This window comes from Nocardioides sp. CFH 31398, from assembly GCF_022436705.1.
Taxonomy (GTDB): Bacteria; Actinomycetota; Actinomycetes; order Propionibacteriales; family Nocardioidaceae; genus Nocardioides.
This window is the reverse complement of record NZ_JAKUHT010000008.1, coordinates 97,391-109,516: the sequence shown is the minus strand read 5'-3', so window position 1 is coordinate 109,516 and position 12,126 is coordinate 97,391. Positions and strand designations below refer to the sequence as shown.

The 12,126-nt window shown below is 74.5% G+C and carries 13 protein-coding genes; 4 read left to right on the top strand and 9 right to left on the bottom strand.

Annotated features, from left to right (window positions below):
- The first annotated feature begins 10 nt into the window (after positions 1-10).
- On the top strand, positions 11-808 hold the full coding sequence (locus tag MJ876_RS08125) for a 2-phosphosulfolactate phosphatase (RefSeq protein ID WP_240235762.1): 798 nt from the start codon (positions 11-13) through the stop codon (positions 806-808).
- A 20-nt stretch (positions 809-828) separates the two neighbouring features.
- Here the strand turns inward: MJ876_RS08125 and MJ876_RS08120 are convergent, their stop codons facing one another.
- A complete protein-coding gene (locus MJ876_RS08120) occupies positions 829-1,599 on the bottom strand; it encodes a ParA family protein (protein WP_240235761.1) in 771 nt (256 codons plus the stop codon).
- Between the two features lie 86 nt (positions 1,600-1,685).
- Between MJ876_RS08120 and MJ876_RS08115 the strand changes: the two genes are divergently transcribed.
- Positions 1,686-2,495, top strand: a complete 810-nt coding sequence (locus MJ876_RS08115; RefSeq protein ID WP_240235760.1) for an SDR family oxidoreductase — start codon at positions 1,686-1,688, stop codon at positions 2,493-2,495.
- Here the strand turns inward: MJ876_RS08115 and MJ876_RS08110 are convergent.
- The 5 genes from MJ876_RS08110 to MJ876_RS08090 all read right to left on the bottom strand — a co-directional run bounded on the left by MJ876_RS08110 (position 2,492) and on the right by MJ876_RS08090 (position 5,566).
- The gene (locus MJ876_RS08110) at positions 2,492-3,373 is read right to left on the bottom strand and encodes a PHP domain-containing protein (protein ID WP_240235759.1); all 882 of its coding nucleotides are present in this window, start codon (positions 3,371-3,373) and stop codon (positions 2,492-2,494) included. The two genes, MJ876_RS08115 and MJ876_RS08110, sit on opposite strands and share 4 nt — an antisense overlap.
- 46 nt (positions 3,374-3,419) lie before the next feature.
- The gene (locus MJ876_RS08105) at positions 3,420-4,169 is read right to left on the bottom strand and encodes a DUF6758 family protein (RefSeq protein WP_240235758.1); all 750 of its coding nucleotides are present in this window, start codon (positions 4,167-4,169) and stop codon (positions 3,420-3,422) included.
- Positions 4,166-4,720: a histidine phosphatase family protein gene (locus MJ876_RS08100; protein ID WP_240235757.1), complete on the bottom strand. Its 555-nt coding sequence runs from the start codon at positions 4,718-4,720 to the stop codon at positions 4,166-4,168. Before MJ876_RS08100 ends, MJ876_RS08105 begins: the two co-directional genes overlap by 4 nt.
- A 27-nt stretch (positions 4,721-4,747) precedes the next feature.
- The gene (locus MJ876_RS08095) at positions 4,748-5,299 is read right to left on the bottom strand and encodes a MaoC family dehydratase (RefSeq protein ID WP_240235756.1); all 552 of its coding nucleotides are present in this window, start codon (positions 5,297-5,299) and stop codon (positions 4,748-4,750) included.
- Positions 5,300-5,386: 87 nt separating this feature from the next.
- Positions 5,387-5,566, bottom strand: a complete 180-nt coding sequence (locus MJ876_RS08090) for a DUF5302 domain-containing protein (RefSeq protein ID WP_240235755.1) — start codon at positions 5,564-5,566, stop codon at positions 5,387-5,389.
- A gap of 225 nt (positions 5,567-5,791) precedes the next feature.
- On the opposite strand from MJ876_RS08090, the gene MJ876_RS08085 reads away from it, so the two are divergent.
- Positions 5,792-5,974: a hypothetical protein gene (locus MJ876_RS08085; protein ID WP_240235754.1), complete on the top strand. Its 183-nt coding sequence runs from the start codon at positions 5,792-5,794 to the stop codon at positions 5,972-5,974.
- Positions 5,975-6,386: 412 nt separating this feature from the next.
- On the opposite strand, the gene MJ876_RS08080 is transcribed toward MJ876_RS08085, so the two are convergent.
- The gene (locus MJ876_RS08080) at positions 6,387-7,580 is read right to left on the bottom strand and encodes an acyl-CoA dehydrogenase family protein (RefSeq protein ID WP_240235753.1); all 1,194 of its coding nucleotides are present in this window, start codon (positions 7,578-7,580) and stop codon (positions 6,387-6,389) included.
- Positions 7,581-7,668: 88 nt separating this feature from the next.
- Positions 7,669-9,732, bottom strand: coding sequence for an acyltransferase family protein (locus MJ876_RS08075; protein WP_240235752.1), 2,064 nt, complete (start codon positions 9,730-9,732; stop codon positions 7,669-7,671).
- 284 nt (positions 9,733-10,016) lie between these two features.
- Here MJ876_RS08075 and MJ876_RS08070 point away from each other — a divergent pair, with 284 nt between their 5' ends.
- Positions 10,017-11,051: an endonuclease/exonuclease/phosphatase family protein gene (locus tag MJ876_RS08070; protein WP_240235751.1), complete on the top strand. Its 1,035-nt coding sequence runs from the start codon at positions 10,017-10,019 to the stop codon at positions 11,049-11,051.
- A gap of 22 nt (positions 11,052-11,073) precedes the next feature.
- Here MJ876_RS08070 and MJ876_RS08065 read toward each other — a convergent pair whose 3' ends face one another.
- The gene (locus MJ876_RS08065) at positions 11,074-12,126 is read right to left on the bottom strand and encodes a hypothetical protein (RefSeq protein WP_240235750.1); all 1,053 of its coding nucleotides are present in this window, start codon (positions 12,124-12,126) and stop codon (positions 11,074-11,076) included.

The following is a 12,126-nucleotide window of genomic DNA, read 5'->3' as shown; positions in this document are numbered from 1 at the left end:
GGGTGACCCGGTGACGCCGTACGACCAGTCCGCCTACCGGGTCCGCCTCGAGTGGGGCCCGGTCGGCGGCGTGGAGGTCGTCGACCGGCACACCTATGCGGTCGTCGCCGACGTCCTGTCGTTCACCACCTGCGTCAGCGTCGCCGTCGACCGCGGCCTCGAGGTCCTGCCCTGGCGCGCGTCCTCGCCCGACGAGGACGCTGACACCTACGCCGACCGGCACGCGGCCGTGCGGGCGCTGGGCCGCGACGAGGCCCGCGAGCACGGCGGCGTCAGCCTGTCCCCCGCCTCCCTGCGCGACGCCCCGCCGGACCTGCGGCGGGTCGTGCTGCCCTCCCCCAACGGCGCCACCACGGTGGTCGCCCTCGCGGAGCGCTGCGCCGGCGTCGTCGCCGGGTGCCTGCGCAACCGCACCGCGGTCGCCGGCTGGCTCGCCGAGCGGCTCGCCGAGGGCGGCGCCGTCGCCCTCGTGCCCGCCGGGGAGCGGTGGGCCGCCGACGGCTCGCTGCGCCCCGCGGCCGAGGACCTGTACGGCGTCGGCGCGGTGCTCGAGGCGCTCCTCGCCGCCGTGCCCGACCTGACGGCCTCCCCCGAGGCCGTCGCGGCCCTCACCGCGTGGCGGGCGGCCGCCGGCGCCTCGGCGGACGTCGCCGGTGCGCTGCGCGCCACCGGCAGCGGGCGCGAGCTCGTCGAGCGCGGCTACGCCACGGACGTCGACATCGCCGCGGAGCTCGACGCCAGCGACCACGTGCCCGTGCTGACGGGCACCACCTTCGTGTCCGGGTCGGGTGGCGTGCGGGCGCTCTGACGCCCCCGCACGCCCGAGGCTCAGCCGGCGCGCCTCACCAGCGACTCGGCGACCTCGCGGTACGCCTGCGCGCCCTTCGTGCGGCGCCCGGTGGCGAGGATCGAGCGCCCGGCGGCGGGGGCCTCGGCGAACTTGATGGTCTTCGGGATCGGCGGCTGAAGCACCTCGAGGTCGTAGGTCTCCGAGATGGTGTCCAGCACGGCGCGGGCGTGGTTCGTGCGGCCGTCGTACAGCGTCGGCAGGACGCCCCACACCTCGAGCGAGCGGTTGGTGAAGCGACGGACGTCGTGGACGGTGTCCAGCAGCTGGCCCACGCCGCGGTGGGAGAGGGTCTCGCACTGCAGCGGGACGACGACGCCGTCGGCCGCGGTCAGCGCGGCCACGGTGAGGACCCCCAGGGACGGCGGGCAGTCCAGCAGGACCCAGTCGTAGTGGACGCCGGCCTCGGCGAGCTGCTCCATCAGCGTGCGGAGCACGTGCTCGCGGCCGGTGCGGGTGAGCAGGTCGGCCTCGGCGCGGGCGAGCTCGATCGTCGCGGGGAGGAGGTCGACCCCGTCCTCGGTCGACACGATGACCTCGGTGGGGTCCACGCCCTGCGTGAGGACGTGGTGGACGGACACCTCGACGTCCTCCGGGTCGATGCCCAGCGAGAACGTCAGGCAGGCCTGCGGGTCGAGGTCGACCAGCAGCACGGAGGACCCGAGCTCGGCGAGCGCGGCCCCGAGGGAGGCGACGGACGTCGTCTTGGCGACGCCGCCCTTCTGGTTGGCGATCGCGAGGCAGGTGGTCATCGCGACCCATCATGCCCCGAGACACGGCCCTCGCCGATGCGGTGTCCGATCTTGTGCGCCGGGCCCGGGGCCACCAAGGTGGGACGATGCCGTTGCGCGACGCCGTCCCCTCCTCCCACGGCGCCGGCGGGACCGGTGCCGAGCGGCCCGGGACGGCCCTCGTCACCGGCGCCACCGCCGGCCTCGGGTGGTCGTTCGCCCGGCAGCTCGCGGAGCGGGGTCACGACCTCGTGCTCGTCGCCCGGGACGCCGACCGGCTCGCGACGGTCGCCTCCGGCCTGCGCTCGGCGTACGGCGTCCAGGTCGAGGTCCTCGCCGCCGACCTGAGCGACCCGCTCGAGCTGGGGCTGGTCGAGCGCCGCCTCGCCGAGCCGGACCGGCCCGTGTCGGTGCTCGTCAACAACGCGGGCGCCGGCCTGCGCGGCCGCTTCCTCGACCACGACGTCGAGCAGGAGCAGACGATGCTGGACCTCCTCGTGACCGCGCCCATGCGGCTCACCCACGCCGCCCTCGGGCCCATGACCGAGCGCGGCCACGGCGCGGTGCTGAACGTCGCGAGCGTCGCGGCCTTCCTGCCCCGGGGCACCTACGGCGCGGCGAAGGCGTGGCTGGTCCGGTTCAGCACCTGGGCGGCCGCCGAGTACGCCGGTCGCGGGGTCCGGGTGGCCGTGACCTGCCCCGGGTTCGTGCGCACCGAGTTCCACCAGCGGATGGGGGTCGCCCCGGGTCGCGGCCCGCTGTGGCTGGACGCCGACCGGGTGGCCCGGCAGTCCCTCGACGACCTGTTCCGGGGCCGACCGCTGTCCGTGCCGACCCGGCGCTACCGCCTCATCACGACCGCGGCCCGGCTCGTGCCCGACCGCGCCCTGCAGCGCCTGCAGACGCTCGGTCGCTAGGCGAACGGGCCCGGCGGCACCGCCGCGCCCGAGCGGGCCGCGGCGGACGCGGCGCGCGCCAGCAGCCGCTCGAGCTGCTCGGGCTCGGTCAGGTGGCAGCCCAGGTCGTGGTCGCGCTTGCCCTCGCCGTGGTGGTCGCTGGAGCCGGTGCGGACGAGGTCCAGGTCGTCCGCGATGGCCCGCAGCTCGCGCCGCTGGGACGGCGTGTGGTCCTGGTGGTCGGTCTCGATGCCCGTCAGCCCGCACTCCCGCAGCTCCGCAAGGGTCGACGCGGGCAGCGTCGAGGGGTCGTGGCGCCCCCACGGGTGGGCGATGACGGCGGCGCCCCCGGCGGCGTCGACCAGCCGGATCATCCGCGTCACCGGGACGGCGTAGCGCCCGACGTACGCCGGCCGGCCGGCCATCAGCCAGTCGGCGAAGGCGTCGTCGCGGTGCTCGACGTAGCCCGCGGCGACGAGGGCGTCGGCGACGTGAGGGCGCCCCAGGGCCGCGGTGTCACCGGCCTGGCGGGCGACGTCCTCCACGGTGATGGCCATCCCGTGCTCGTTGAGCCGGGCCACCATCTCGGGCACCCGGCCGCCGCGACCGCCGAGCACGCGCTCGAGCTCCTCGACGAGCGCGGGGCTGGTGGGGTCGGGCAGGTAGGCGAGCAGGTGCACGCCGCGGCCGTCGTCGAGGCGGGTGCTGAGCTCCATGCCCCGCACCAGACGGACACCCTCCTGCTCCGCCGCCGCAGCCGCCTCGTCCCACCCGCGCGCCGTGTCGTGGTCGGTCAGGCCCAGGACGTCGAGGCCCGCCGCCGCGGCGTCGCGCACCAGCTGCGTCGGCGAGGTGGTGCCGTCGCTGACGTCGGAGTGGGTGTGGAGGTCGATGCGCACGCGGCGAGCCTAGGACCGGGCGCCGACAGCGGCACCCGACGTCCGGTCACCAGCGCGGCGGCGGACCGGTGAACGACACCTCGACGAGCGCGGGGCCGAGCTCGGCGGCGTGCGCCAGCGCGAGGTCGGCGCCGAGCAGCAGCAGGGCGGACGCCGGGCGGACCAGCAGCCACAGCCAGCGTCCGGCGGCCTCCCCCACCAGGACCGACCGGTCGAGGCCGACGTCGGCCAGCGGGTCGAACAGCGCGCCGGGCGAGTCGGGCACCGCGGAGGTCTCCCGGTCCTCCGGCAGGGGGACGGCCCAGAGGCGGACGTCGAGGCCGCCCGCCCGGATCCGCGTCTGGGACGGCTCGTCGAACAGCTCGACCGGTGGCCCCCCGGTGACGCCGTGGGGCAGGCCCGCGCGGGCGGCACCGAGGCCGGTGCCGGGCTCCTCGACGACGACGAGCAGGTCGACGGCGCCGTCGAGGTCGGTCGCCCCGGAGACGCCGGTCATCGTCGCCTGCACCGCGTCCGGCTCCCCCACGGTGCCGAGGTCGGTGACCGCCCACCCGGGCCCGACCGGCCACGGCAGGTAGGTGGGCACGTCCTGCGACGACGACGCGGCCGCGCGCAGCTGCGCCACCAGCCCGTCGTACGACGCGACCTCGGGTCGCCACAGCGGCGGCACCGGGCCGTGGGTCGCGCAGTCCCGCGCGCCGGCGCCCCCCGACACCGGGCCCGCGCACCGCGGGCACGCCGGGGTCGGGGGCAGGACCGGCTCCTCGGGCGACGTCGGCCCGCCGACACCGCTCACCGGGGCGCCCCGGTGGAGTTCCAGACCGTCACCGCCCGGCGTCCGTGCTCGTGGCCGAGGACGGAGACGGTGGCGGTGTCGAGGGAGAACATGCCGCCGTCGGCGACGGGACGACCGAGCCAGCGGGCCGCCAGCGCCCGGGAGGCGTGGCCGTGGGAGAAGACGAGCACCCGCCCGGGCACGCCGTCCACGCCCTTGATGAACCGGTCCATGCGCGCCGACACCTGCTCGGGGGTCTCGCCGCCGGGGGCCCCGTCGGTCCACAGGCTCCAGGAGGGGTCCTCCTCGCGCATCGCGGCGCTGGTGCGGCCCTCCAGGTCGCCGTACGCCCACTCGGCGACGTCGGCGTCGCTGGCGGTGTCCTCGAACCCCGCCAGCCGGGCGGTCTGGACCGCGCGGCGCCGGGGGCTCGTCACCACGAGGGTGAAGTCGACCCCCGCCAGCAGCGGCACGAGCATCCGCGCCTGCTCGGAGCCGTGGTCGGTCAGGGGGAGGTCGGTGACCGAGGTGTGCCGGCCGTCGCGGCTCCACTCCGTCTGGCCGTGTCGCACGACCCAGAGCTCGTCGACCACGTCGACTCAGCCGTTCTCGTGACCGCCGGTGCCGTCGGGCCCCGGCCAGTTCTTGTCCGGGACCGGCGTCGGCCGGCCGGGCTGCTCGCCGCCGCGCTCGGCGAGGTAGGACTCCTTCGGCACCATCACCTTGCGCCGGAAGAGGCAGACGACGGTGCCGTCCTGCTTGTAGCCGATGGTCTCGACGTGGACGACGCCCCGGTCGTCCTTCGACCGCGACTCCCACTTGTCGAGCACGCGGGTCTCGCCGTACAGGGTGTCGCCGTGGAAGGTCGGCGCCACGTGGCGCAGCGACTCGATCTCGAGGTTGGCGATGGCCTTGCCGGACACGTCGGGGACGCTCATGCCCAGCAGGATCGAGTAGACGTAGTTGCCAACCACGACGTTCCTGCCGAACTGGGTGGTCTCCTCGGCGTAGTTCTCGTCGAGGTGCAGCGGGTGGTGGTTCATCGTCAGCAGGCAGAACATGTGGTCGTCGAACTCGGTGACCGTCTTGCCCGGCCAGTGCTTGTACGTCGCCCCGACCTCGAACTCCTCGTACGTCCGACCGAACTGCATGCAGGGCTCCTCACGACGACTGAGCGGTGGGCGGACGCCGTCCGGCGGCGTCCGCCCACATAGTGGCGGATCGGCCCGGTGGGCGCCTCAGGAACCCCCGCCGCCGGCCTTGCGGCGGTGCATCTGCGGCCCGCCGCCGACCACCTCGGAGCCGCGGGCCTTCGCCCGGGCGGCCGCGGTGTCGTCGGGGTGGCTGGCGCCCTTCTTGCGGTCCAGCGCCTCGCGCATCTTGGCCTTCAGGTCGTCGTTGCCCGTCTGGTCGGTCACGGTCGGCTCCTCTCGTCTGGCGCCGGGGGTACGGCGCCCGTCCACCCTGGCACCGTCGGGCGCCCGCCGCGAGGAGGTTTCCGAACACCCGGCGGCGGCTCGCCGACGCGGTCACCACGATCCGGTGACGCCGCGGCGACCTCGACCGAGCGGTCACCGGGCGGGCGACGACGGTTCACCCGGCCGCCCTCGGACCGTTCACCCGCAACCGGGTCAATGGTGGGCATGAAGACCTCGACGCTCACCCGCCAGGCCCTGACCCGCGGCACCGCCGCCCTCGCCCTGGGCGCCACGCTGGTGCTCTCCGGCTGCTCCTCCGACTCCGACGAGGGCGGCACCGGCGACGACACCTCCGAGGAGGAGTCGCCCGCCGAGGAGGAGTCCCCCTCCGACGACGCCTCGGAGTAGTCCCTCCCCGTCCCCGCACCACATCCGCACCACACCCGCACGGCCCGGTGGCACCCGCCGCCGGGCCGTCCGTCGTCCGCGAGTCGGCCCGAACGCACCGCCCCACGACGCCCAGTCGGCCCGAACGCACCGCCCCACGACGCCGAGTCGGCCCGAACGCACCGCCCCACGACGCCCAGTCGGCCCGAACGCACCGCCCCACGACGCCGAGTCGGCCCGAACGCACCGCCCTTGTGGTCTCGACAGGCTCGACCAGCGGTGGCCGGCATCGAGTCTCGGCTCGCCCGCCGTGGTCGGGACCGACCGTCGGCTCACCGGGTCTCGACCCGCGGCCACGCCCTCGCAGGCTCGGGCGTGCGCTCGCTCGACCTCTTCGCGTCGCGCCCGGGCTCGTTCCTCGCCCGGCCGCGCCTCAGACCTTGTACTCCTTCAGTAGCGCGCGGCCGATGATCATCTTCTGGATGTCGGCCGTGCCCTCGCCGATGAGGAGGAAGGCGACCTCGCGGTAGAGGCGCTCGATCTCGTACTCCTTGGAGTAGCCGTAGCCGCCGTGGATGCGGAACGACGCCTCGACGACCTCGTGGGCGTACTCGGCGGCCAGGTACTTCGCCATCCCGGCCTCGACGTCGTTGCGCTCACCGCGGTCCTTCAGGCGGGCGGCGCGGACCATCATCGCGTGGGCGGTCTCGACCTTGGTGGCCATCTCCGCGAGGCGGAACAGCACGGCCTGGTGCTCGGCGATCGGCTTGCCGAACGTCTCGCGCTGCTGCGCGTAGGCGATGCCCAGCTCGAAGGCGCGGTTGGCGACGCCGCAGGCGCGGGCGGCGACGTTGACGCGGCCCACCTCGACGCCGTCCATCATCTGGTAGAAGCCACGACCGGCCTCGCCACCGAGGATCTGGTCGGCGGCGATGCGGTGGCCCTCGAGCACCATCTCGGTGGTGTCGACGCCCTTGTAGCCCATCTTGTCGATCTTCCCGGGGATGGTGACGCCCTGGGCGGTCTCGCCGAACCCGGACTCCTTCTCCACGAGGAAGGTCGTCATGTTCTTGTAGACGCTCTCGGCGCCCTCGTCGGTCTTCACCAGCACGGCGACCAGGTTCGACGAGCCACCGTTGGTCAGCCACATCTTCTGGCCCGTGATCTCGTAGCCGCCGTCGTCGGTCTGCTTGGCCTTCGTCTTGATGGCCGCGACGTCGGACCCGAGGCCCGGCTCGGACATCGAGAACGAGCCGCGGACCTCGCCGGTGGCCATGCGGGGCAGGTACTTCTGCTTCTGCTCCTCGGTGCCGTGGCGCATCAGCATGTAGGCGACGATGAAGTGGGTGTTGATGACGCCCGAGACGCTCATCCACCCGCGGGCGATCTCCTCGACCACCAGGGCGTAGGTGAGCAGGGACTCGCCGAGGCCGCCGTACTCCTCGGGGATGGTGAGGCCGAAGACCCCGAGCTCCTTGAGCTCCTCGACGATGTCGGTCGGGTACTCGTCGGCGTGCTCGAGCTCGGTGGCGACGGGGAGGATCTTCTCGGTCACGAAGGTGCGGACGGCCTTGAGGATCTCGCTCTGGTCCTCGGTCAGTCCCTCGGTCTGGCACAGGCGGGGCACGGCACACTCCTTGCGGGGGCGGTCTGCGGGTCCTGGCACGTTACCCCCGGGTAGCACCACCGGGCGCTGTGAGAAGCGCCACTCGCGCTCAGCGCAGGTCGGTGGCGCGCGCCAGCGGCTTCGTCAGCGACTCGCTGTACTCGAGCGTCATGTGGCCGCGGTCGCGGCGCGTCAGGTAGTCGCCCACCACGACCGGGCACTTGTCGAACGCGCAGAACCAGCGCTTGGGGTCGACGTAGTCGACGCCCGTGGCCTGCGCCGCGTCGCGCACCGCGCGGCGCATCAGCATGGAGCGCGGCTGGGGGTCGGACAGCCCGTCGGCCAGCGTCGCTCCCCGCTCGGCGATGACGGTGGGGTCGAACGCCAGCCGCGGCACGTCGCCGATGACGACGATCCGCCCGGCGTACGGCTCGACCGCGTCGATGCGGTCGACCATGCCCTGCTCGATCAGGCCCGCGATCTCGCGGTTGTCGCCGGTGCGCTCGCCGTCCTCGTCGAGGTACTCGAACTGGGTGTCGGTGGACATGAACACCAGGTCGGGTCGCAGCTCGGCGATCTGCTCCTGCGACCACGTGTGGAAGGCGTCGCAGTCGGTGTCGGGCTGGTCCTTCAGCGGCGTGATCGGCGTGACGAGGGCCGGGGTGCAGCCCTGGTAGACGAAGAAGTAGGCCCGGTAGCCCTGCTCGCGGGCGATCGGCTCGATGGCGGGGATCCAGTGCCGCATGTGGGAGTCGCCGAGCAGCACCATCGTCCGCTCGCCGTCCGGGTCGCCCCGCGGGCACAGCGGCATCTCCTCGGGCATGCCGAAGTACTCGCACTCGCCCAGGTCGGCCGCGACGGGCTCGTCGCGGTCGACGAGCGACAGCGGGTCGGGCTGCAGCGGCTGCGGGACCGGGCGGGCGTCCTCCGCGGCCAGGACCGAGGCCTGCACCAGCGCCACCTCGGGGCGCTCCGACAGGTTCGCCTCGTCCGCGTAGTCGGCCACGGCGACGGGTGGCTCGGGCCGGTTCAGCTCGGCCACCACCTGCGCGTTGACGCCCCACGCCGTGACCGCGACCAGCGCCGCGGTGACGGGGTAGAGCAGGAGGCCCCGCGACCGGGGGGCCACGAACGTGCCGGTGCGGAACGGGTTCTCGACGAAGCGGTAGGTCAGGTCGGACAGCAGAAGCGCCACGGCGAGGACGGCGAGCCCCGAGAGGCCGGACGGCGTCCGCCAGACCTCGGCCACGACCACGAGGGCCGGCCAGTGCCACAGGTAGAGCGAGTACGACCGGTCGCCGATCCAGCCCATCGGGCGCCAGGACAGGAAGGACTGCGCCCCCCATCCGACGTCGCGCAGACCGCCGGCGAGCACCAGCACGGAGCCCACGACCGGCAGCAGCGCCGGCACCCCGGGGAACGCCGTCCCGTCGCCGTACGCGAGGGCCGACACGGCGATCATCGCCACGCCGACCCAGGCGGCGACGCCCAGCACCGCGGCGGGGAGCCGCCGGACGTGGACGGCCGTCGCGGCCAGGCCCGCCCCGAGACCCAGCTCCCAGATCCGCGCCGGCGTCGAGAAGTACGCCGCGAGCGGGTCGGAGGCGGTCAGCGCGACCCCGTACGCGAACGAGGCGACACAGGCGACCGCGATGGTCGCCGGGACCAGCGACCGGCGGGTGCCCAGGTGCCGCGCCAGCACCGCGAGGCCGAGCAGCAGCAGGGGCAGCCCCAGGTAGAACTGCTCCTCCACCGCCAGCGACCAGAAGTGCTGGATGGGCGAGGCTCCGACGTCCTGGGCCCAGTAGTCGGTCTCGTCGGCGGCGAACTTCACGTTGGCCAGGAAGAACGCGGCCCACAGCACGTCGCCGAGCACCCGGATGGTGTCCGGTCCCGACAGCACGAGGTAGCAGGCCACCGAGGTCGCGACCAGCACCAGGCACGCCGCGGGGAGGATGCGCCGCGCCCTGCGGGCGTAGAAGTCGAGCAGGGAGAGGCGGCCGGTCCGGTCGATCTCGGCGAGCAGCAGCCCCGTGATGAGGAAGCCCGACACCACGAAGAAGACGTCAACCCCCACGAACCCGCCGGAGAACGGGCCGACCCGGGCGTGGTCGAGCGCGACGAGGACGACGGCGACGGCGCGCAGGCCCTGGATGTCCGGGCGGAACCGCACGCCCGACCCCGAGGGCCGGCTCGTGGTGGCTCCCCTGGTGGGGCTCGCGTCCATCGTGCCCGGGTCCGTCCGCTCGTCTCGTCGTTGGCCGGCCCACACGGTACCGGCGCGGCCGTCGCCGTCGCGTCAGCCGTGCGGCGCGCCCGGGACGCGCCTCGGACGCAGGCCCCGGCGCGCCCGGGGCGCACCCGGGTGCACCCGGAGCGCGCCCGAGGGTGCGGGGCGGGGCGTTAGGATCACCCTCGGCTGGCTCCGCCCACGAGCGGCTCGAGGAAGCGAGGACAGTGAACCGACGACTCGAGGGACTGATCGCCCCGCTGGTCCTCCTCGTGGCCATCGCCGCCGTCGTGGGCCTCACCGCCCTGTCCCGCCAGGACCCCGGCTCCCCCGACGAGGCCTCCGAGCCGGTCGTCGAGCCCACGGACACCGCCAGCCCCTCCCCCTCGGTGGAGCCGACCGGGCCCGAGGACCGCGGCCGCCGGGACCCCCGCCGGCGCGGGGGCGACGACCGCGTGCCCCGGCTGCGGGACAACCCGGACCTGCCCGCGGTGACCTGCGAGAACCCGACGCGGACCATGCCCCTGACCGTCGTCAGCTACAACATCAAGAGCGCCAAGCTCAGCAACGGCTTCGACCTGGGCCTGATCGCCGACCAGCTCGCGGGCTGGGAGCCGGACGTCGTCCTGCTGCAGGAGGTCGACCGGTTCCGGGTGCGCAGCCGCCGCCAGGACCAGCCCGCCCTGCTCGCCGACCGGCTCGGCATGGAGTGGGCGTTCGGAGCCAACGTGCGCCTGGGCTCGACGCAGTACGGCACCGCCATCCTCAGCCGCTTCCCGATCCTCGCCGAGCGCAACGTGCCCCTGCCGAACCGGGCCGGCGGGCAGCAGCGGGGGCTGCTGTGGACGAAGCTGGACGTCGAGGGCCGGCCGGTGTCGGTCTACACGACCCACTTCCAGCACATGAAGTCGTACGCCGACATCCGCCGCGAGCAGGGCATCGCGGTCGAGAACATCCTGCGCGAGGACCCGAACCCCAGCATCCTCGGCGGCGACCTCAACTCCGTGCCCTCCTCGCCGCCGGTCGGCATCCTGACCTCGGGGCGGATGACGGACTCGTGGAGCACGGCGTCCGGCGGGCAGGGGGCCACCGCCCCCGCGGGCCGCCCGCGGGCCCGCATCGACTACCTGCTGCACTCCGGCGAGCTCGCGGTCACCTCCACGGCCGTGCTGCCGACGAACCTCTCCGACCACCGCGCCGTCCGGGCGACCTACGAGCTCGAGGTGGACGACGAGTGCTTCGGGCCCGGCTCGGTCCAGTGACGCCCGCGGGTCCCGCGGCGCCCTAGGGGCCGGGGGCCTCGGAGCGCGCCGCGGCGCGGCGGCGCCGCTCGTGGTGCAGGAAGCGGACCAGGGCCTCGACGGCCACCTCGGCCACCTCGGTGTCGGTGACCTCCTGCGGCGACCGCCCGGTCGCGGGGTGCGCCTCGGGCAGCAGGTGCTCCAGGTCGCCCACGACGTCGTAGCCGCGGCCGCGGAGCTCGCCGAGCATCGCCTCGGCCCGGTCGGTGACCCACCCGTGCTCGTCGGCGGGCAGCAGGATCCGCTCCCGGCTGCCGCTGGTGACGATCCGCTCGGCGAAGAAGCCCTTCATGAGGCGCTGGAGGTCCTTCTCCGGCTCGCCCGCCTCGCGGACGAGGGCGCTGACCCGCCGCATGGTCTCGATCTCGCGCAGACCGAGCGACTCGTTCGCGTCGACCTCCCCCTCGGGCGTCATCGTGCCGTCGACGCCGAGGACCGCGCAGGTCGCGTCCCACAGGAAGGTGCGCGGCCCGCCGGGCGGCGGGAGCACCACGAGGTGCACCCGGTCGGCCGGCAGCTGCGCGCCCCAGCGGGCCGTCAGCGCGGCGACGTCCTGGACGTGCCAGAAGTTCATGGCGGGACGTCGGCGCACGCGCCGCAGGAAGGTCTCGAACGTCTCCGCGTAGCCGTGCTTCGTCCGCTGCTGCCACTCGGCGGGCAGCTGACGGGCCAGGTCGCGTGCCGTCATCAGCAGGTGCACCTCGTCGGCGACCCCGGCGAGCGCCCGGACGGCGTCCTGGGCCCGGTCGTCCTCCGCGGGTGCGAAGAGCTCGTGGCTGATGAGGACGTCGCCGTCGGTCGCGGCCGCCTGCTCCAGCAGCCGGTCCCAGGCCCCGCGTGCGTCGTCGGGCAGCGTCGACAGCAGCTTCTCGCGCCCCCGGACCACGCAGGAGGCCCAGAAGTGCTCGTTGACGCCGGTCCCCGGCAGGAGGAGCCCCTGCCGGGCGAGCTCGTCGCGGTTGTGCCACCAGCGCGCCTGCAGGTAGGTCGAGCCGGACTTCGGCGTCCCGACGTGCAGGAAGAGCCGGTGGGCCAC